This window comes from Caulobacter sp. GW821-FHT10A10 (assembly GCF_059415745.1).
The window spans coordinates 118,884-140,204 of record NZ_JBWKNV010000010.1 but is presented as its reverse complement, the minus strand read 5'-3'; the positions used below and the strand labels follow the sequence as shown (position 1 = coordinate 140,204).

Sequence of the window (21,321 nt, the reverse complement as noted above, 5' to 3'; positions counted from 1 at the left end):
GACTTGTGGCTCGGGCGTCGGGCATGTGGGGCTATAGATGAAGCTTGTTAGACTGCGACTAAGCAATTTTCGATGCTTTGGACCTGGTCCTACCGAGATCGCGCTCGACAATACGAACTTTGTCATTGGCCCGAATGGATCCGGCAAGACGGCTGTCCTGCAGGCGCTCGCGAGAATGTTCAGTATCGACCCCGCGCAGAGAAAGATCCGTGCGTCGGACTTCTACATCGCCGCAGATGAGGCTCCAGAAGACGCACCTGCGCAGCGTCAGCTCTGGCTCGAAGCGGACTTCGAATTTCCCGAGCTGCTACCCGCCAATATATTGGGAATTTTGCCGGCCGTACCCGGCAGTTTCGCTCATATGCAGATGGAGACCGACGACGAATCCGTGAGGATGCGCTTTCGCTTGCTGGCGACGTTGGACCAGGACGGCGACATCGAGGAGACCTTCACCAGCGTCACCAAGCTGGACGCCGCCGGCGCGGTTGAGACCGAGAACCGAGTCTCCAAACTCGAGCGCAGCGCGATTCAAGTGCACTATCTTCCTGCCCGTCGAAACCCCGCCGACCACGTCTCATACTCAGCCAATGCACTTCTCGGCCGCATCCTGCGCGCCGCGAACTGGACGACCGAGCGTGGTGCTGTGGCTGATCTCACCGCCAAGATCACGGATGCCCTGACCGGTAATGCTGCCGTCGCCGAGATCGGGCGCGAGCTTACCAAGGCATGGGAGGGACTGCACAAGGGAAAATTCTACACCAGCCCGTCGGTGTCGTTCGCCCGTAGCGAAATCGAAGCACTGCTGCGACATCTCAGCCTGAGCTTCACGCCTGGCCCAGAGGCGCCGCTCGTTGATTTTTCTCGGCTGAGCGACGGACAGCAGTCGCTCCTTTACATCAGCCTGGTCCTTGCCACGCGGGAGATTGGCGACAAGGCGCTCGCCGGTGGCGACGCATTTGATCTCGACAAGTTACGCCCCCCGGTTTTCACGCTGCTTGCCGTCGAAGAGCCGGAGAACAGTCTGTCTCCCCACTACCTCGGACGTGTCATCCATGCCTTGAGGGCCTTCGGCGATGGACGCGACAGCCAAGCGATCGTCGCTACCCACGCTCCCGCCTTGCTCCGTCGTGTTGATCCCGAAGCCATCCGATACCTGCGCCTCGATGGCGAGCGCCGGACCGTGATTTCGCGGATCACCATGCCGGCCGAGGATGAGGCGGAGAAGTACGTCCGCCAAGCGGTGAAAGCCTTTCCCGAACTCTACTTCGCGCGGCTGGTCATCCTCGGCGAAGGCGACAGCGAGGAGATCGTCCTGCCTCGCCTCCTTGGCGCCAAGGGCATGTTGGCCGACGACGCGTCGGTGTCGATCGTGCCCCTCGGTGGGCGCCACGTGAACCACTTTTGGCGGCTGCTGACAGGCCTAGGAATTCCGCACGTCACCCTGCTCGACTTGGACCTTGCTCGCTGGCAGGGCGGTTGGGGGCGCGTGCGATATGCGGCGCAGCAACTGATCAACTACGGAATTGACCCGGCACTGACGCAGGGAGCTGTCGATGCCATTCCAGCCTGGAAGGCCGCCGCGCGTCTGAAGTCAGATCCGCAAAATTGGGTCGCCTATCTCGAAGGGAAAGGCGTGTTTTTCTCGTCCCCGCTCGATCTCGATTTCTTGATGATCGAGGCTTTCCCTGACGCCTACGACATCGATCCTGATCTGGATCTCGAAAATCCTGATGCTGGCACAGCGAAGGCCGTGCTCGGAAAGAGTCACGATGCGTTCGCAGACCAATACTCGGTCGAGCAACAGCAGCTTTTCGACAGCTATCACCGTCGGTTCAAGCTCGGCAGCAAACCGACTCATCACGTCAAGGCGCTGTCGGCGCTCGACGATGACGCTCTAGTCGCGGACATGCCGGCGGTTCTCGACCGCATGATCAAGCTCGTTGAGGCTAAGCTCGCGGCGCTGCCAGAATGATTTCGATCGACCGTTGGTCGCCGTCTGCTGGACTCGTGCTCGAGCGCAACGCGCTTCAGGCGGCGACAGAAACCGAGCGCCACCTCGCTCTCACGGCGGGACCCGGCGCCGGGAAAAGCGAGATGCTGGCGCAACGCGCCGACTTCTTGCTGCGGACTGGCGTGTGCAGATATCCGCGCCGTATTCTTGCGATCTCATTCAAGATCGATGCGGCGCAGAATCTCCGGGCGCGGGTAAGACGTCGGTGCGGCGTCGACCTGGCCGCTCGTTTGGACAGCTACACCTTCCATGCATTCGCCAAGCGGCTGATCGACCGCTTTCGCCCAGCCTTGAAGGGAAGCGATGCTCTGAACCCCGACTACTCGATCGGCCAACGGCGCGTGCAGCACCAGTCCATCACCTTTGCGGATATGGTCCCTTTGGCGCAGAGCATCATCGTGGGCAATGCGATCGCTCGAAACGCCGTGCGCCAAACCTATAGCCACGTGTTCCTGGACGAGTTTCAGGACTGCGCGGCGGACCAGTACGAGCTGATCAAGGCTTGCTTCCTCGGCTCGACCGCCATTCTCACCGCCGTTGGGGACACCAAGCAGAGCATCATGGGCTGGGCGGGCGCTCTGGAAGGCATCTTCGGAACATTCGCGCGGGACTTCGCCGCCGCACCACTGAACCTATACCAGAACTTCCGATCCGCGCCGCGGCTACGTCGAATGCAGAACGCGATGGTTCGGATCATGGACCCGCCGGCAGCGATTGCTGACGACGAAATCATCGGCGACAAGGGCGTGGTCAAGACCCTGCATTATCGGACCGAGACGGACGAGGCGAACGGTCTGGCGCAGTGCATCCGCGAGCTGAACCACGACGCGGATGTGCCTCTGTCGGAGATCGCGGTCCTGGTCAGTCGCGAACAGAAATACGTCTGTCAGAGCTTGGTGGCCGCGTTGAATGCTGCGGGTATTCCATACCGAGAAGAGGATTCGAGCCAGGACCTGACATCGGAACCTGTAGCCCGACTGATCATCGACTTCCTTCTGATCGTATGCGGTCAGCGGGAGGCAGCCGCGCACCGGCGCCTGCTTGACCAGGTCGCATTCAACTACGGTTTTGATGAGGAGCACGAGTACCAACAGCGTTCACGATGGACCCGGCTAATCAACGAAACCCGCAGCAAGATTTCTTCCGCCGCCCTTAATCTCAAGGACGAAGGCGAGCTCGTCGCACTGATTGAGGTGATCATCGAGGCCGTAGGGCGAGATAAGATCGTAGCGATGTCGTCCGACTACGCGCACGGCGGCCGACTAAATCAGTTGATCGCGGAGACGACGGCGCGCGCGCATGAGCTGCTGAACACGGCGGGCGACCCGGCCATCGCTCTAAGATCTTTCTCCGGCGATGATGCCGTTCGCATCATGTCGATTCATAAGAGCAAGGGGTTGGAGTTCGAAGCTGTCTTCATCCTCGGCGTCGAGAACCAGACCTTTTGGGGAAACCTCGTCAGCGAACGGTCCGTGTTTTTCGTCGGCATTTCTCGCGCAAAGTTCCAGCTTTTCCTCACCCATTGTGATCAGCGCGCCAGGCCGCAAGGATGGCCTCGTCCCCGCTGGGACATCATGCGAACGCCCCACGCTGAGTTTCTCCGCTACGCGGCAGCTGCGCGGATTTGACGGCAATTCTGCAGCGCCGCCGCACCATTAGGCCCGATCCGAGAACCGCTCGAACGCAGTGATCCTGCGCGTGGCGAGGTGGACCTCACCGCCGTAGATTTCCTTTTGCAGGTAGTCGAGTTCCGCGTCCCGGGCGGTGTCGTCGACGTCGATGTACCAGGCCTTGGGGGCGGGGCCCTCCTCGCCGTTCCAGCGATAGCCGCGGGCTTTTAGCTTGTCCTTGAATTCGAAGGGCGAGCGTTCGGCCCAGATGCGCCAAGTCGGCTTGCGAGCGGTCTCCAGCATGTGGGCGAGAGCCGTGCGGCCGCTGGTCAGGGGCCGGGCCAGAATCTCCAGGCCCGCCAGGCAGTCGTTCTCGGCGCGGTGGCCATCGAAGAAGAAGCCGCACTGGCTAGCCAGGTAGGAGAGCTTGGTCCCTTCGAACCCCTCCCCCGCCCAGTCGACCTGGATCATCGAGCACGCCCAGCCCTTGTGCTTGAACGCCTCGCAGAACCGCTCGACGAACCGGCGGTCAAACTGGGCGTTGTGGGCGATGACGACCGCCGCTGGTTCGATGAAGGCGGCGACCTTCTCCACGTCGATGGTCTTGCCGGCCACCATGGCGTTGGTGATGCCGGTGATGCGGGTGATCTCTTCCGAGATCGGTATGGAAGGTTCGCGCAGTTCGACAAAGGGGGCTCCGACGCCGACCAACCTCCCATCCCCGTCGTACTGGAACGGCACCAGGGCCAGCTCTATGATCTCGTCGCGGTCGGCATCCTTGCCGGTCGTCTCGACGTCGAGATAGACGCCCTGGCGGATGGTAGCGGGATCGTCGGCGACGGCCAGGGTGTTGCCGTCGAACCGGCGTAGCAGGCGGTAGCGGCCGCTCGCTTCGAGCTGACGGGCCATGGCTTCGAGAGCGGCGGGGTCTGAAAAAGGCGGTTCGGAGTCGGTCATGCGGCGTCCGGGAATCGTCTGGAGCCATCTTGCCACATCGACGGGATGGGCGTCCCGCTTGGCGGCCGAGTTCTAGGCGGGCAGGCCATCCCGAGGCCCCGGGGGAGCCAGGTCTCGGTCCGCAGAGGGTCTGCCTCGCCGCACTATCGATGCGGCTATTCTCGTCGATCTGAATTCCGCTCCATCGAAAGAGGCGAGCGGAATGACCGATATCGTCGGCCCAGCCCCGCCCCACCTGGGGTGGAACTCGCGTCATGTGGGGGCGATGGTCAATGTCATGAAATCCGCTTCCCCCGTACCTTGCCTGCTGCCCGAAAGCGGCCCCTCCCAAGGTCAGGGAGGAGTCACGTCTGCGCCTTGGGCGCCGGCTGATGATAGCCCGCTGGATCGGCGATCCAGCTGTTGATCGCCGACTCCCGCCAACCGGCTCCGTGAACGCTGATCGCCACCTGCTTGGGAAACGAGCCCTCGTTGATCTTCCGATAGAGGGTGGATCGGCTAAGGCCCGTCCGGGCCAGCACGGTGCGAATACGCAGGATACGGTCGGGCTCGGCCATGGCTTAGACTCCACACAATGAGATCTGAAGGCATTCGACGAGCCAGAATTGGATCGACTTACAGCAGCCGCAAGGCCCCTGAACCGCTCGATCGTGCTGCGGGAAAGAAAAAGAAGCTCCCGGCGGTAAAATAGTAGGTTGGGAGTACTGGGCGCGGCCTCGGAGTATCTGTGTGCGGTGTGGGGCGGTCGGCTGCGACTAATTTTTCAGACGAACGCCAGGGCCGGCCGTGTCATCGGCCATCTGGAAAATCACGCCGGCCGCCTCAAGCGCCCTACGTACTGCTTCCACGTTATCGACCGAGCTGCGGCCAGGACCAACGGCGCTTTCCATCCGCCGGATCGTCGGCAACGACAGGCCAGCAGCCTCCGCCAGCCGTGGTCCGCTCCAATCGACCAGAGCGCGCGCGGCACGGATTTGAGCCGCCGTCAGCATGTAATTTTACTATTAGTAAAGTGCACGATATTTTTCGCTTGTTCATTAGCGTCGTCAGTGATACTAAAGGAGTAATACACACACAGGATCGCGAGTCATGGGCTCACGTCGCAAGGCGGGGCATGCTGGCATGTGCGCGGCGCAGCTCTCAAGGCGCGCTGTACTGGCCGGCAGCGCCGCATCACCAGTGCTCACGGTCGCATCTGCTGATGCCGGCCCAGACAAATCAGTCGCGCTCTGCCAGCGCTGGCTCGCCGTCGACGCCGAGCAGCGGCGCCTGATGACCGAGTGGGGGCAGCTCGAAGGCTGGCTGATCAAGAAAATGCAATGGCACCGCCTGTCGCCAGACGAGCGCGCCGCCATACCGGAAGGCCAGAAGCTTGCGCAGATCGACGCGCGGCTCGACGTGCTGCAGGTCGAGAGGGTCGCATTGCTGAAAAGCATGCGGCCCAAGCCCGCCGCCAGCATCGAGGCGGTGATCGCCAACCTGATGGTGGCCTCCCGCCTGATCTTCGAGGAAGACGAGCCCGAAGCCCACGGCCTGATCACCCGCGCGGCCCGCGATCTGACCGCCTTCTGTGGCAAATGACCCGCCGCGCGCCCCGCCGACGAGACGGCGCCGACCGCCCACTGGCGGCGACGTTCCGACGTAACGCGGCGAGCTTCCAGTTGTCGGCCAAGCACGCGCTGGAACGCCATCCCGAGGCGACACGGTATCATCTGGCCATCGCCATCGAACTGGCGCTGAAGTCGGCGAGGCGCGCGGGCTTTCGGGCTGAGCCCGCCGGGCTCGCCGATTTGGCCGCGCTGCAGAGCCCTTTCTACCAGAACCACACCATCATGCGGATGCCTGAGGAGAGCGTCCTGACGTTGGACTGGGCTCGGGCCTACCAGACCGTGCGCGCGCTGATCGACGCCGTTGCCGCGGCCGCGACCTACGTCGAGACCAACGACGAGGGAGACCGCTTATGACCCTCTTGCGAACCCTATGGCCGCTCAGCCCGAGCCAGTGGTGGCGCTGGCGATATCCGGAGCTCTGGCGCGGCCGGTCCTTCGATCCGCACAACACCCAGCAGGTGATGTCCTACGCGGTGATGCGGCTGCCGGTAGAGAGGCGGGACGTCTTCCTGCTCAATGCCGTCCAGGCGCTCGATTACCGCTTTATCGCTCGCCACATGGGCCTGTCGGTCGATGAGGTTCAGGCGTTGTTCGCCGCGGCGCTAACCGAGGTTTCGCACACGGTCGACCTGATTGAGCGTCGCCGGCCCGCCTCACGCCCTTTGCCCAACCCGGAGCGCTCCGATGTCCAATGACAAGGGACCGCTGCCCATCTCGCGCCGCGTCGTCATCGGCGCCGCGCCGGTGGTCGGGAGTGCAAGTGTCGGGGCTGCACGCCTGGCGGGTCCGGTTGTGACGCGCTGCGCTGAATGGCTGGCGCTGGACGCACAGATCAACCGTCTTCTGAGCCGATGGTCGGACCTCGAGGCCATCCTCGTCCAGCAGCGGCGGTGGGAGCGCATGGCGCCCGAGGAGCGGGTTGCGATGACGCCCACCGAGGAAATGAACGCCATCGACGAGGAGCTGAAGCCGCTGTTCGACCGCCAGCGCGATTGGCTCGACGCCTTGCCCAAGTTGCGCGCCCATGAGCTGAAGGGCGCGGTCGCCAAGCTGGAGGTGGCGCTGCAGGTGATGATCCACCAGCAGGGCGACGGCTACGACCTCTTCAAGTCGGCGATGGAAGACCTGCGCACCACCCGGTGTCCCAACTGTGGGACGCCGACCTGCGGCAGCTAGCCCTTTCTTCTTAGGTGCGCCGGCCGTCCTCCGCGCCCGCCGGCTTCTCCTCCTGTGGCGGGAGCCAGGACCGGAACGGTCGGTGCTCGCCCTGGAGCGCTTGGTGAGCGTCTGCCGGGCGGGATGGTGCGGGTCAAGGGCGGCTTCGCCGTCGCTCCGCGATGCGCGCCCAAGGGCGCGCACCCTTGACGCGCGCCAGCCCGTCCGGCCCTTGTTCCACCATGCGATCCAGGGCGTATGGTCTCCGAGGGGAGGGCGGTCGGCGCCCGTGATGGGCCGGCCTCAGCCCTGGCCGTTCTTGTCCTCGGCTTCCGCCTCAAACGCCCGCTTCCCGCCGCGCCGCCAGAGCGCCAGGGTGTGCTCGCCGTCTTCGCCCTTGAGCATGACCGCCAAGGTGAGAAGGGCGCCGTAGAGCGCGGCGCGATCATCGCGGGTGAGATCGACAAGGCCGGCCTTTTGCACGAGGCCGCCGAGCTCGATCAGGTGACGGGTCCGCTCGCGTCGCTTCACCACCCAGGCTCGCGTATCGAGCCGGGCGCGCTGGGCTTCCAGGCGATAGAGCGCGGCTGTCGTTCGGCGCTCGGCGTCACTGGTCGCCGGTAGCGCTTGGCGCAGCGTTCGCAGGCGTGGGCTCATCCTTGCCGCCGCGAAAGAACTCAGCGCCGCGCTTCTTCCAGGCTTGCTTGCGCGCGGCGTCTCCAGCGTTGGTGAGGCCGAGCAGCGCGCCGGCCAGGGTCTCGACGTCCAGAGCGTCGGCGCCGGTGGCGATCACAAGCTCGCCAAGCTGGCGGACCTTCCGATCCTTCAGCGTCTTGGCCTTGTCTTCGAGGCTCTTAAGCTCAGCATCGAAGTCACGGGGTTTGCGCATCGCAGTTTCCATCGATTGCGGGATGCGCTCAGGATAAAACAGCAGGCGGCGGAATGCTGTAAGGTCGCCGGAGCAGACTGGGACGGCCCGGTCCCTCCCGAGAATCTTTCTTAGGAGGGCGCGCTTATACGTCGTGCCGACGTGCCCTCAGAGTAGTAGGTGGTCTGTCGCCATGGCGATCTACCACTTCTCCGTAAAGGTCATCAGCCGCGCCACCGGGGCCAGCGCCGTGGCCTCGGCCGCCTATCGCTCCGCCAGCCGGCTGCACGATGAGCGGCTGGATCGCGACCACGACTTCACCGGCAAGACCGGCGTCGTCCATTCGGAGATCATGCTGCCGGACGGCGCGCCCGAGCAACTCGCCGATCGCGCCACGCTGTGGAACACCGTCGAGGCTGGCGAAAAGCGCAAGGACGCCCAGCTCTCGCGCGAGGTCGAGTTCGCCATCCCGCGCGAGATGGATCAGGCTCAGGGCATCGCTCTCGCCCGCGACTTCGTCCAGCGCGAGATGGTCGATCGCGGCATGGTCGCCGACCTCAATGTGCATTGGGACATTTCCGTCCGTGATGGGGGCCCCGACGGCCTGGGCAAACCCCACGCCCACGTCATGCTTTCGATGCGGGAAATCTCGGAGGAGGGCTTCGGCGCCAAGGTGCGCGACTGGAACCGCACCGAGCTGGTTGAGCATTGGCGCGAGACCTGGGCCGACCACGTCAACGAGCGGTTGGCAGCCCTCGATATCGACGCGCGGATCGATCATCGCAGCCTCGAAGACCAGGGCATCGACCTTGAGCCGCAGAACAAGATCGGCCCGGCCGCCGGACGCATGGCCGGCGAGGGGCTAGAGGCCGAGCGGCTCGAAGATCACCGGCGGATTGCGCGCGAGAATGGCGAGAAGATCATCGCCGATCCGCGCATCGCCCTGGACGCCATCACCCACCAGCAGGCGACGTTCACCCGCCAGGATCTGGCCAAGTTCATTCACCGCCATTCGGACGGCAAGGATCAGTTCGACCGCGCCATGAGCGCCGTGCAGACCTCGCCTGAACTCGTGACGCTGGGCCAGGACGGCCGCGGCCAGGATCGCTTCACCAGCCGCGAGATGTTGGCCGTCGAGGACCGGCTGCATCGCGCCAGCGAGGAAATGGCGCAGCGCCGGGCGCACGAGGTCAGTCAGCTGCAGCAGCGGCGCGCCTTGGCGCGGGCAAGCGAGCGCGGGCTCGTCCTGTCCGGCGAACAGAAAGCGGCGTTCGAGCACGTCACCGAGGGCCGGGATCTGGGCGTCATCGTCGGCTACGCCGGCACAGGCAAGTCGGCGCTGCTTGGCGTTGCGCGCGAGGCCTGGGAGGACGCCGGCTATCGCGTCCAGGGCCTGGCCCTATCCGGTATAGCCGCCGAGAACCTGGAGGGCGGATCGGGCATCGCCTCGCGCACCATCGCCAGTCTTGAGCACCAGTGGAAGCAGGAGCGGGAGCTCCTCGACGCCCGCGATGTGCTGGTGATCGACGAGGCCGGCATGATCGGCTCGCGGCAGATGGAGCGGCTGCTGTCGGCAGCGCAAAAGGCCGGGGCCAAGGTGGTGTTGGTCGGCGATCCCGAGCAACTGCAGGCCATCGAGGCGGGCGCGGCCTTCCGCTCGATCGCCGAGCGTCATTCCCACGTTGAGATCACCCAGGTTCGCCGGCAGCACGAGGACTGGCAGCGCGACGCTACCCGGCATCTGGCCACGGGCCGCACGGGCGAGGCGCTGGCGGCCTATGGAGCGCGCGGGATGGTGCATGCGGCGGGGACCCGCGACCAGGCGCGCGAGGATCTGGTTGAGCGCTGGGACCGTGACCGCGTGGCTGAGCCGGGCAAGAGCCGGATCATCCTCACCCACACCAATGACGAGGTGCGTGACCTCAACCTGACCGCCCGCGAGCGGCTACGCCAAGCCGGCGCCTTGGGCGAGGATGTGACGGTCAAAACCGAGCGTGGCGAGCGGTCGTTCGCGACTGGTGACCGGCTGATGTTCCTGAAGAACGATCGCGGGCTGGGGGTGAAGAATGGCATGCTCGGGCAGATCGAGCAGGTGTCGCCCATGCAGATGACGGTGCGGCTTGATGCTGGTCGGTCGGTCGTCTTCGACCTGAAGGACTACGCCCAGGTCGATCACGGCTATGCGGCCACCATCCACAAGAGCCAGGGCGTCACGGTTCATCGCGCCCATGTCCTGGCGACGCCCGGTCTGGATCGCCACGGCGCCTATGTCGCCCTCTCGCGTCACCGCGACAGCGTGCAGATCCACTACGGCCGAGACGAGTTCGAGGATCTCGGCAAGCTGACCCGTGTCCTCTCGCGCGAGCGGGCCAGGGACATGGCCAGCGATTTTGCGGAGCGGCGCGACATCCATGTGCCGGCGTCGATGCGGCCGAAGGAACCGCCACAGCGCGAGCGCGGGATGTTCGACGGGTTCAAACCGATCAGTCCAGCGCGACAGCCGGCGGCGCCGATGCGCGACGCGGGCCAGCTCGACCAGCATCGCGCAATCGAGCGTCATGCGCGCGCCGCGGCCGGCGTCATGCGGATGGACGAGCGCGGTCTGCCGGCCCTTGCCCATCAGCGTCGTGCGCTGGACGAGGCGCGCCAGGCGCTGGGCAAGATCGGTCCGCATGCCGTGAAGGATCTGGAGCGGGCCTATGTCCGCGATCCGGCTCTGGCCGGCGAGACGGTGGCGGGGCGAACGCAGCGGGCGATCCGAGTTCTGCAGCTGGAGGCCGAGGTCCGCGCCGATCCACGTTTGCGCGCCGATCGGTTCGTGGAGCGCTGGCAGGGCTTGGAGCGGCAGCGCTCGACCCTGCATCGCGCCGGCGACATGACCGGCGCCGGCCAGGTCAAGGAGCGCTTGGGCGCCATGGCCAAGAGCCTGCAACGCGATCCGCAGATGGAGTCGCTGCTGCGCGGCCGGCGGGCCGAGCTTGGTCTGCCGCCGGAAATGGGGCGCAGCGTCGGCCAGGGGCTGATCGAATACCTCGGCATTGGCCGAGGGCGCGGGCTTGGCATCTAGGAGACGATGATGGAGCAGGAAATCGGATTAGAGGCGCCGGTCGATCCGGCGGTGGCGGCGTTCGAGGCGCTGCGGCGGGAGGTGGCGTTGCTGAATGTCGCCGTGGCCGGGCTGGCGGCCGAGCGGGCGGCGGCGCCCGACTACAGTGAGACGCTGGGCGAGATTTCCAAGGGCGTCTCGGTGGCGGTCGGGCGGCTGGGGAAGGTGCTGACCAGTCCGGCCTTGGCGCTCAGTCCAGCGGAGGTGGCGCGGCAGATCGCGGCGGCGGGCGATGAGGCGCGGCGGCAGGAGCGGGCCGTGCTCCAGCAGGCGCAGGACGGGCTGGGTCGAGCGACGGTTGAGCTCGACACGTGGATCGATCGAGCGCGATTGGCGAGCGTCCAGAACTGGCGACTGGTGCAGGCAGCGTTGGCTGGGCTGCTGGTCGGGGCCGTTCTCGGCGTCTTGCTGCCTGGTGTCGTGGCGCGGGCGGCGCCGCAGCGGTGGGCCTGGCCGGAGAAGATGGCGGCTCATGTGTTGCGGCGGGATCTGTGGTCGGCGGGCGAGCGGTTGCTACAGATCGCCGACGCTGGGCGATGGAGGGACGGTCGCGATGGGGCGGCGATCATTGCTAAGAACCGAGAGGCGGTTGCCAAGTGCGCGCGAGAGGAAAAGTCAGTGAGGCGCCCGCGCACGTGCCTGATCCAAATGTAGACTTTAAGGGTGCCATTCTCGACTGTGCGAGTTCAATTGCGTCAACGGCATGGATAGCAGTCTCATGGCTTGGCGCGCATAGGCATGCGCTTAGTAGCCCATGATAATTGAGAGGCTCAGGATAATATTGAGGCTCGTCGAGCGCGCTCAAAGCGGCTCCAATTTATATCTATTCGTTTCTATATAGCTACAAAAAACTACTTAATCTCGCGTTGTTCTCGCGTGGCGACTGATAGTATCCCTGCCCTAAAGTTGCATGCGTGCTTTGGGACGCGTCTGGGGCATTGAGAATATGGCCTTTCGGGGGAAGGGCTGGCGCCTGTTGTGCGCTGGTTTGATCTTAGGCGCGCCGGCCGTTGGTTGGTCGCAGCAAAGCGTCTCGTACAATTACGACGCCCTGGGGCGGGTCGTCGGGGTCACCTATTCGACGGGCGACACGGTGACCTACGCCTATGACGCGGCGGGCAACCGGACGCAGCAATCGTCGGTGCGGGCCAACCGGACGCCGACGGCGGCCGCCGACAGCGTCAGCGTCGCCTACAACGGCTCCCTGACCTTCGACCCGCGCAGCAACGACGCCGACACCGACGGCGACGGCCTGACCATCACCGCGGTCGGTTCGGCCGGCCACGGCTCGGTGGTGATCAACAGCGGCGCGTCGCTGACCTACACGCCGACCAGCGGCTATTACGGCTCCGACAGCTTCACCTACACGATCTCGGACGGCAAAGGCGGGACGGCGAGCGCCACCGTGAGCGTCACCGTGGCGACGCCGGCGGCGCCGACCGTGGCGGCCGTCTCGACCTCGACCGCCTACAACACGGCCAAGGCCATCACCCTGTCGCCCAGCGGCGTCTACACCAGCCTGGCGGCGGCCACGAGCCCGGGCCATGGCGCGGTGTCGATCTCGGGAACGACGGCGACCTATAGCCCGACCAGCGGATACTACGGGTCCGACAGCTTCACCTACACGGCCACCGGTCCGGGCGGCACGAGCGCGGCGGCGACCGTCAGCATCACCGTCGCCACCCCGGCCGCGCCGACCGTCTCGGCGGTCTCGGCCTCGACGGCCTACAACACCGCCGCTGCGATCACCCTGGCGCCGAGCGGCGTCTACACCAGCCTGTCGGCGGCCTCGTCGCCGGCTCACGGCTCAGTTTCGATCAGCGGCACGACGGCGACCTACACGCCGACCAGCGGCTACTACGGCTCCGACAGCTTCACCTACACGGCCACCGGTCCCGGCGGCACGAGCTCGGCCGCGACCGTCAGCATCGCCGTGGCCACGCCAGCCGCGCCGACCGTCTCGGCCGTCTCGGCCTCGACCGCCTACAATACCGCCAAGGCCATCACCCTGGCCCCGAGCGGCGTCTACACCAGCCTGGCGGCCTCGACCCCGGCCCACGGTACGGTGTCGATCAGCGGGACGACGGCGACCTACACGCCGACCAGCGGCTACTACGGGTCCGACAGCTTCACCTATACGGCCACCGGTCCGGGCGGTACGAGCTCGGCCGCGACCGTCAGCCTGACCGTCACCACCCCGGCCGCGCCGACCGTCTCGGCGGTCTCGGTCTCGACGGCCTACAACACCGCGACCTCGTTCGGCCTGTCGCCAAGCGGCGTCTACACCAGCCTGGCGACGGCCTCGTCGCCGGCTCACGGCTCGGTGTCGATCAGCGGGACGACGGCGACCTATACGCCGACCAGCGGCTACTACGGCTCCGACAGCTTCACCTACACCGCCACCGGCCCCGGCGGCACGAGCTCGGCGGCGACCGTCAGCCTGACCGTCGCCACCCCGGCCGCGCCGACCGTGTCGGCCGTCTCGGCCACGACCGCCTACAACACCGCCATCTCGTTCAGCCTGTCGCCGAGCGGCGTCTATACGAGCCTGGCGGCGGCTTCGTCGCCGGCTTACGGCGCTGTGTCGATCAGCGGGACGACGGCGACCTACACGCCGACCAGCGGCTACTACGGGTCCGACAGCTTCACCTATACGGCCACCGGCCCGGGCGGCACGAGCTCGGCGGCGACGGCGAGCCTGACGGTGAATGTCCCGGCCGCGCCCACCGTGGCCGCCGTCTCGGCCACGACGGCCTATAACAAGGCCAAGGCCATCACCCTGTCGCCCAGCGGCGTCTACACCAGCCTGGCGGCCTCGACCCCGAGCCACGGCACGGTCTCGATCAGCGGCACGACGGCGACCTACACGCCGACCACCGGCTATGTCGGCGCCGACAGCTTCACCTACACCGCCACCGGGCCTGGGGGCACGAGCGCGGCGGCGACCGTCAGTGTCACAGTGAACGCCAACGCTGCACCGGTGGCCAACAGCGATTATTACGAGATCGAGAAGACCTCGACCGCCAAGACGCTGGCCGTACTGGCCAACGACACCGACGCGGACGGCGACACATTGACCATTACTGCCGTCACTCAACCGTCTACGGGCGCGAAGGTCACCTTCACCTCGACGACGGTCACCCTGAGCAAGGTCGTCGCTGGCTCGAACGAGTTCAGCTACACGATCTCCGACGGCAACGGCCACACCGCCACCGCCTGGGTGGACGTCGAAGGCACCGTCAACGGCATCGTTCAGTGATCGCTGCGCCGCTAACCGGCGACCGCCATTGGCGGGACGAGATCATGGCTCGTCCCGCCGCTCTTCCCAATTTGTCTCACCCAATCTGTGATCGGGGGATTGTCGCTTGAAGAAATCTGCACGACTGGCGTCGGCGGGCGCGTTCGCGCTGCTGTGGGCCACCGGCGCCTGTGGTGAAACGCTTCCCGCGATGAGCTTCCTTCAGGCCCAGGCGATTTCGCCCAGCCAGGCCCAGGCCTATTACGGGACGGCTACGACCCACTCTTCGTCCTATGTTGGCGTCAGCGGCTTCGAAGGCAGGCCGCCCGAGATCGTCGAGGGGGCGCGGGCGCTGCGCGGCAGCCCCGACAACATCTACGAATATGTCCACAACCAGATCACCACCGAGTTCGCCTTCGGGGTCCGCAAGGGCGCGCTGGGGGCGATGATCGACCGTTCGGGCACGCCCTTCGACCAGAACCTGCTGTTCGTCGAGCTGGTGCGCCAGGCCGGCTACACCGCCCGCTACCGTATCGGTCCCGTGACCATGACGGGCGAGGCCTTCGCGTCCTGGGCTGGGATCAGCGATGCCAAGGCGGCCTGCAAGCTGCTCGCGGGCGGCGGCGTTCCCGCCAGCGTCAACGGAACCACCGACGCCAGCTGCACGACCAGCGGCGCGATCTCGTCGGTCACGCTGCTGCACGTCTGGTCCGAGGTCCAGATCGGCGGCGCCTGGTACGCCTTCGATCCCAGCTTCAAGGCCCGCGCCGCCACCAATCTTCGCGACGTGAAGACCGACATGGGCTTCACCACCGGGGCGGCGGCCAGCACGGCCGGCTCGACGGTGTCGTCCGGCTCGGACACCTCTTCCGGCGCGGCCTACATCAAGAGCATCAACTCCAGCGGCCTGGAGACCTATCTCCAGGCGCGCAGCACCCAGCTGCAGGCCGTCCTGACGGCCCAGGCGGCGGGGCGCGACCTAGACGACGTCGTCGGCCTGCCGCAGATCGTCCAAGAGTACGCGCCGACCGGCGGCTGGCGCAACGCGACCCCGGCCGGCTATGCCACCGGCTCGGCCGAGACGATCACGGGCGACATCCCCGACCAGTACCGCACGACCCTGCAGGTCACTGTGACCCAGGCGGCCACCGTGCCGGTGACGCTGCTCGACCGGGTGCTTTACACCGACGAATTCTATGGTCGCCGTTTCGGGCTCAACACCAACTTCGACTCCACCAGCGTCAAGATCCCGACGGACTATTGTCATCAGACGGTGTCGCTGGTCGTCGACGACGTCGCGCTGCAGACCTACACCGAGGACAAGGACACCACGAAGCAGGGCGCCTGCGGTTCGCGGCCGTCAGGCTACGTGACCCTGGCCATCAACCACCCCTACGCCGCCTCGAGCGGGACGTTCGGGGACCAGAGCGTCACCAAGAACGCCCAGTTCACGGTGCCGCTGACCATCGTCGCCGGTTTTGGCAACGTCTCTTCCGCCCTGGCGACCAAGTGGAGCGGGGAGGCTGAGGACAAACGCACGCTTCCGAGTTGGGTGGCTCCTCCTCCAAACGAGTGCGAACCGTCCTACGTATGCTATCAGGGCGACCAGCCGCTGCAGGTGGAGCAGAGGCACGCCGTCGCAGCGTCCTGGCTGGCGCAGGCCACTCGCATGTTCGCCTTGCAGGGCGCGGTTGGCGATGCGCGCATCGACCACCAGCATAGCCTGGGTCTCGTGGCTTGGCGTCATGGTCTGGCGGTCATCCAGAACCATCCGGAAAATTCCAGTCTCCCTTACGACTTCCAGGTCGCCGACCAGTTCACCTCGATCAACATCGACACGACCCTTGCGGTGAGCGGCGCGGGCTCGGACCAGAGCCGCGTTCCCGCGCTCTCGCGTTCGGTGGCGGCCAGCGCGGCGGCGCTCGAAGGCAGCATGCTGGAGCAGGTCGAAGGCATGCCCGACACCTCGTCGACGGCGACCCGCTTCGCCTGGGCCAACACGCCCGACGACGAGGATCCGTGCGCCGCTGGACAGCGACGCTTCTACGATTTCTCCGGCTCGACCCAGGCCGGCCGCATCAGCTCGGCGATCGTTTACGAAGGAGCCGCCGACGGTTGCTCGTCGAGCCCGCCGTTCAATTTCTCACTGAGCACCAACCTGAAGACCGAGCTTAACTACGACCTTCAGCTTTTCGTCGACGCCGGCTTCTCGATCACCGCGCCCGGCGAGGCGATGCTCGGTCCGGGCGCCCGGTTCGGTCCGATCTCGGGAGAGCAGAATTGTGTGATCCTGTGGCTCTTCAATTCGAAGTGGTGCACTTCGAACTATGATCCGACCCGCCAGCGCGGCGGCGCCTTCGTGGCGACCAGGCGCGACGCCGACGGTCAGGTCCTGCAGGTAGCGCACGTCATCACCGGCTACGACGGCATGTCGAAGGGCGGCGGCGGCAACGAGCCCGAGCTTGCCGGCGTCTTCGATCCCGGTCGCGCCGCCGATCGCCTGAAGGACAGGCTCGTAGATCGAAGCTCTGCCCTGGGCGTCGACCTGAAGACGGGCGTCATGACCTATTCCACGCCGGTCCTGGCCTCGACAGGCAATGGCGAGGCGCCTTTCGCGGTCCAGAATCGCAAGACCTACAAGGCCGGGCCGACGGCCTGCTTCTTCGGCTATTGCGGCGGGCCGCCGCAGAACAGCTGGACCAACGATGAGACGCCGTGGTTCACGGTCTCCGCGTCCGGTCTCGAGGCCATGGGCCAGACTCGGCCGGAAGCCGCCGCCCAATCGCTGGTGGTCTTCGCCGTCCAGCAGGACATCTTCGCCCAGAGCGGGCTGAGCGATCTTTCGCGCGACGTCTATGCGACCCTCGCCGCCGACTGGTGGCGCCGGCAGTTCATCGGCAACGTCGCGACACTCACCTACGGGTTCAAGGGCGCGCAGTACGTGAAGCTCGCCGATGGAACCTGGCGCGCGCCGGTGGGATCGCCGGGCGTGCTGACCCAGGCGGGCGCGCGGGCCAAGGTGCGGGACGTCTGCCATTCCGAATGGCCAGGGACCATCCGCAAGACGATCTCGACCTCGCGGCGCTGGGACGAGATGAGCATGAGCTTCTCCCTGCGGCACGCGGACGGGGAGACGGTGACGATGTCGCCCTGGAAGGTCAATTACGACGCCGAGATGGAGTGCGCCAACGCCTACGGCTTCTCGGTCGTTCGCCGCACCTGGCCGTCGGGCGTCTATATCGACTACAGCACGCGCAAGACGAGCCTGGGCCGATCGCTGATCGCCACGACCGACTATACGTTCGACTCGACCGGCGACGCCTGGAAGGACGCGAACGGCGGCTGGTGGCGAGTGGAATATGCGCCGGTCGTCGCCCGTTCGGCCACGACGCGGCCCATCCCGTACAAGCAGATCGTCCGCACCTACGAGCCGGGAAGCGCGGTTCCCAGTACGTCCTACACCTATGACAGCCTGGGCCGGGTCATGACGGCGCAGGACGGCGTCGGCTACCAGACCGGCCAGAGTCATACCTTCTACATCGGCGAGGGCGGGCGAGGCGAGCGCGTGAACCCGCTCGGCGGCGGCTACGTGGTCTATTACGATCAGCACGGCAGGTCCGTCCGTAACGTCGACGAGCTCGGGCGGACGGTGAAGAGCACCTACGACGGCCTTGGCCGCGTCGCGTCGCGAACCTATCCGGAAGGCGACGCCGACCAGTTCAAGTACGACGGCAGCGACAACGTCATCCAGCTCGACAAGACGGCCAAGTCCGGCTCGAGCCTCGCCGCCATCAGCGTCACCGCCGCCTACGACGCTACCTGGAACAAGCTGCTGTGGGTGAAGGATGCTCGCGGCAATCAGACAGACTTCACCTATGTCGCATCGGGCAATGGCGTCGGCGAAATCGCGACGGCGACCCAGCCGGCGGTGAACGGCGTCCGCCCGGCGTGGGCCTTCGAATATAACGCCTACGGGTTGCAGACCAAGGCCACCGACCCGACCGGCGTGGTGACGACGACCGCCTATGACGCCCTGGGCAATCCGACCAGTTCGACGCTCGACCCGACCGGCGTCGCAGCGACTAGCTGCAAGAGCTTCGATGCGACCGGCAACGTGGTCGGCGAAACCGATCCGCGTGCGGGGGTGTGTCCGTGAGCTGGCTGACGGGAAACGCTAAGATGAGCATGAAGTCCTGGGCGACGGGAATGGTCGCCGCGGTCGCTCTGGTCGGCTTGTTCGGCGCTGGTTCCACGCGAGCGCAGAGCTACACGGCGGCCGACTATACGACCTACACCCAGTACGACGCCATGCGGCGGCCGACGATGAAGATCGGGCCGGATCCGGACGGGTCTTCGGGGGCGCTCAAGCGGCGAGCCGAGCTGACGACCTACGACGCCACGGGGCGCGTGGTGCGCCTTGATGTCGGCACGGTGGACTCGGTTGCGCTCAGCGCCGGCGTGGTCAGCTACACAAACTTCGTGATCAGCCAGTCGACGCTGACGCGCTATGACGCAAACGGCAACAAGACCCAGGTCTATGCCTATCCGGGCACCAGCGCGGCGACCCTGACCCAGACCAGCTACGACGGCGTCAATCAGGCCGTCTGCACGGCCGTGCGGATGAACAGCGGGATCTTCACCGATCTCTACAACGCCAGCGATCGCCCCGACGCCTGCGCTTTGCAGGCCGAAGGCGCGCAGGGGCCCGACCGTGTGACCAAAACGGTCTACGATCTTGCAGGCCAGACCCTGCAGACCTTGCAGGCCGGGGGAACGAGCGCTCAGCGCACCTACGCGACCTACACCTATACGACCAATGGCAAGCAACAGACGATCACCGACGCCAACGGCAACAAGACGACTCTGACCTATGACGGGTTCGACCGCCTGGCGCGGCAATACTTCCCGTCGAGCACCCGGTGCGCGGTGTCGGCCAATCCCTGCATCGGCGCGACCAGCACCACCGACTACGAGGAGTACGGTTACGACGCCAACGGCAACCGCGTGGGATGGCGGCGGCGCGACGGCACGGTAACGGGCTACGGCTACGACGCGCTGAACCGGCTGGTGGCCAAGGAGGGGCCCGGCTTTTCGACGGTCAACTATGTCTTTGACCTGGCCGGGCGACCGACCTCGGCCCACTTCTACGCCACTGGCCAGGGGGTGGCCTACAGCTACGACACGGCAGGACGGCAAAGGACCGAGTCCACCTTCGGCCGGACCCTGATCTACGGCTACGACAAGGCGAACAACCAGACGCAGCTGACCTGGCCGGACGGCTACTACATCGTCAACACGGTCGATGCGGCCAGTCGGCTGAAATCGGTGGCGCTGACGACCAACAGCCCGTTCCTGACCTACGGCTTCGATGATCTGGGACGGCGCACCTCGGCGGCGTTCTGGAACGGGGGGGCGACAAGTTGGGGTTTCGATGCGGGCAATCGCCTGACCAGCCTGGCCCACGACCTGCCGGGGACCGGCCAGGACGTAAGCTTCGGCTTCGGCTACAATCCTGCTGGCCAGACCGTGAGCCAGACGGTCTCCAACAGCGCCTATGTCTGGGGAGCGACCAGCGCCAGTCTCGCCGCCACGGCCGATGGCCTCAATCGCGACGCGGCCATCGTCGCGGCCGGCGGCTACGACGCCAAGCAGAACCTGACCAAGGACAGCGGCCGCACCTTCTTCTACGACGGCGAGAACCGTCTGACGTCGATGAGCGGGACGGCCAGCGCGACGCTGGAATATGACCCTCTGGGTCGTCTTGCCAGAACCATAGTCAACGGGACGGCCACCCGGTTCCTCTACGCCGGCGACAAGCTGGTGGCCGAGTATGACGATCTTGGAACCCTGCTGCGCCGCTATGTGCCCAGCTACGGTGTCGATGAGGCGGTTCTGTGGTGGGAGGGCGCGGGCTTCTCCGATCCGCGCAGCCTGCACGCCGACCGCCAGGGCTCGGTGATCGCGTCTTCGACCGGTGGTTTGGCCACGGTCTACACCTACGGACCTTACGGCGAGCCGGGCGACAACTGGGGGGCGGGTAGCCGCTTCCGCTACACCGGCCAGATCGCCCTGCCGGACTTGAAGCTCTATCACTACAAGGCTCGGGCCTATGATCCGGCGCGGGGCTGGTTTCTCCAAACCGACCCCATCGGGGACAAGGATGACCTTAACCTCTACGCCTATGTCGGCGGAGATCCTCTCAATAGCACCGATCCGACCGGTCTGTTGAGCGACACGGACGAAGTCGATCAGGCAACCCAGGCGGCAACGGCAGGAGCAGCGGTCGGCGCAACAGTCGGCGTGGCGATCTCCGTGGCTTGCGATGCGGGGACTATGGGCGCTTGTGCTGTCGCCAATCCGGCGATCGTGCCCGCCGCCGCTGGCTTGGGGGCGGCGACGGGCGTGGCGATCAGCAATGCTCAGCCAGCCATCAATGATGCCGGCGCTGCGGCGGAAAACGTCGTCGAGGAAATTATCGTTAAGGCCAAGGCGCACGCCAACGCCCTGTCTTCACCGCGCCCCACCTGGCTCTATCAGCTGGAAAGCATCAAGACTGGAAGGTTACTGAAATATGGTATCACTTCGGCGGTAGATCCTGTGCGACGATACCCTCGCTGGCTCTACTTCTACGCTGGTATTCGGATGGTGCCGCTTGATCAATTTCCCTCACGGATGGAAGCGCGTGCCGCAGAATTGGGATCCTGCATGGGTTATGCGGCCGCGCACGGGGGAGCCCTGCCGCCATTGAGCGTCGTTTGTTAGGGAA

At 65.8% G+C, this 21,321-nt stretch carries 16 protein-coding genes; 11 read left to right on the top strand and 5 right to left on the bottom strand.

The window, feature by feature from the left end; genetic code table 11:
- The first annotated feature begins 37 nt into the window (after positions 1–37).
- Together AC07NS_RS23685 and AC07NS_RS23680 are read left to right on the top strand one after the other, a co-directional pair.
- Positions 38–1,972, top strand: coding sequence for an ATP-dependent nuclease (locus tag AC07NS_RS23685; RefSeq protein ID WP_494607267.1), 1,935 nt, complete (start codon positions 38–40; stop codon positions 1,970–1,972).
- Complete coding sequence (locus tag AC07NS_RS23680) at positions 1,969–3,639, top strand: UvrD-helicase domain-containing protein (protein WP_494607265.1); 1,671 nt, start codon at positions 1,969–1,971, stop codon at positions 3,637–3,639. Before AC07NS_RS23685 ends, AC07NS_RS23680 begins: the two co-directional genes overlap by 4 nt.
- Positions 3,640–3,666: 27 nt before the next feature.
- On the opposite strand, the gene AC07NS_RS23675 is transcribed toward AC07NS_RS23680, so the two are convergent.
- The 3 genes from AC07NS_RS23675 to AC07NS_RS23665 all read right to left on the bottom strand — a co-directional run bounded on the left by AC07NS_RS23675 (position 3,667) and on the right by AC07NS_RS23665 (position 5,570).
- Positions 3,667–4,578, bottom strand: coding sequence for a 3'-5' exonuclease (locus AC07NS_RS23675; protein ID WP_494607263.1), 912 nt, complete (start codon positions 4,576–4,578; stop codon positions 3,667–3,669).
- Between the two features lie 344 nt (positions 4,579–4,922).
- Positions 4,923–5,135 (bottom strand): helix-turn-helix transcriptional regulator, encoded by a 213-nt coding sequence (locus AC07NS_RS23670; RefSeq protein WP_494607261.1) that lies wholly within the window; start codon positions 5,133–5,135, stop codon positions 4,923–4,925.
- A 198-nt stretch (positions 5,136–5,333) separates the two neighbouring features.
- Complete coding sequence (locus tag AC07NS_RS23665; protein ID WP_494607259.1) at positions 5,334–5,570, bottom strand: helix-turn-helix domain-containing protein; 237 nt, start codon at positions 5,568–5,570, stop codon at positions 5,334–5,336.
- Between the two features lie 97 nt (positions 5,571–5,667).
- On the opposite strand from AC07NS_RS23665, the gene AC07NS_RS23660 reads away from it, so the two are divergent.
- The 4 genes from AC07NS_RS23660 (at position 5,668) to AC07NS_RS23645 (ending at position 7,364) form a co-directional block, all read left to right on the top strand.
- Complete coding sequence (locus AC07NS_RS23660) at positions 5,668–6,159, top strand: hypothetical protein (RefSeq protein ID WP_494607257.1); 492 nt, start codon at positions 5,668–5,670, stop codon at positions 6,157–6,159.
- 80 nt (positions 6,160–6,239) lie between these two features.
- A complete protein-coding gene (locus tag AC07NS_RS23655) occupies positions 6,240–6,542 on the top strand; it encodes a hypothetical protein (RefSeq protein ID WP_494607256.1) in 303 nt (100 codons plus the stop codon).
- Positions 6,539–6,883 carry a sigma factor-like helix-turn-helix DNA-binding protein gene (locus tag AC07NS_RS23650; RefSeq protein WP_494607254.1) on the top strand — a complete coding sequence of 115 codons (345 nt, stop codon included), beginning with the start codon at positions 6,539–6,541 and terminating at the stop codon, positions 6,881–6,883. The genes AC07NS_RS23655 and AC07NS_RS23650 overlap by 4 nt, the downstream gene beginning before the upstream one ends.
- A complete protein-coding gene (locus tag AC07NS_RS23645) occupies positions 6,873–7,364 on the top strand; it encodes a hypothetical protein (RefSeq protein WP_494607252.1) in 492 nt (163 codons plus the stop codon). The genes AC07NS_RS23650 and AC07NS_RS23645 overlap by 11 nt, the downstream gene beginning before the upstream one ends.
- 282 nt (positions 7,365–7,646) lie before the next feature.
- On the opposite strand, the gene AC07NS_RS23640 is transcribed toward AC07NS_RS23645, so the two are convergent.
- Together AC07NS_RS23640 and AC07NS_RS23635 are read right to left on the bottom strand one after the other, a co-directional pair.
- Positions 7,647–8,000, bottom strand: coding sequence for a conjugal transfer protein TraD (locus AC07NS_RS23640; protein WP_494607250.1), 354 nt, complete (start codon positions 7,998–8,000; stop codon positions 7,647–7,649).
- Positions 7,951–8,232, bottom strand: coding sequence for a conjugal transfer protein TraD (locus AC07NS_RS23635; RefSeq protein ID WP_494607248.1), 282 nt, complete (start codon positions 8,230–8,232; stop codon positions 7,951–7,953). The genes AC07NS_RS23640 and AC07NS_RS23635 overlap by 50 nt, the downstream gene beginning before the upstream one ends.
- Before the next feature lie 172 nt (positions 8,233–8,404).
- Here AC07NS_RS23635 and traA point away from each other — a divergent pair, with 172 nt between their 5' ends.
- From traA to AC07NS_RS23610, 5 genes are all read left to right on the top strand, one after another.
- Complete coding sequence (traA, locus tag AC07NS_RS23630; RefSeq protein ID WP_494607246.1) at positions 8,405–11,278, top strand: Ti-type conjugative transfer relaxase TraA; 2,874 nt, start codon at positions 8,405–8,407, stop codon at positions 11,276–11,278.
- A gap of 9 nt (positions 11,279–11,287) precedes the next feature.
- On the top strand, positions 11,288–11,971 hold the full coding sequence (locus AC07NS_RS23625; protein WP_494607244.1) for a DUF6118 family protein: 684 nt from the start codon (positions 11,288–11,290) through the stop codon (positions 11,969–11,971).
- A 292-nt stretch (positions 11,972–12,263) separates the two neighbouring features.
- Entirely contained in the window at positions 12,264–14,576 is a 2,313-nt protein-coding gene (locus AC07NS_RS23620) for a beta strand repeat-containing protein (RefSeq protein WP_494607242.1), read from the top strand.
- 190 nt (positions 14,577–14,766) lie between these two features.
- Positions 14,767–18,711: a transglutaminase domain-containing protein gene (locus tag AC07NS_RS23615; protein ID WP_494607240.1), complete on the top strand. Its 3,945-nt coding sequence runs from the start codon at positions 14,767–14,769 to the stop codon at positions 18,709–18,711.
- Between the two features lie 23 nt (positions 18,712–18,734).
- Positions 18,735–21,317, top strand: coding sequence for an RHS repeat-associated core domain-containing protein (locus AC07NS_RS23610; protein WP_494607238.1), 2,583 nt, complete (start codon positions 18,735–18,737; stop codon positions 21,315–21,317).
- The last annotated feature ends 4 nt before the right edge of the window (positions 21,318–21,321 follow it).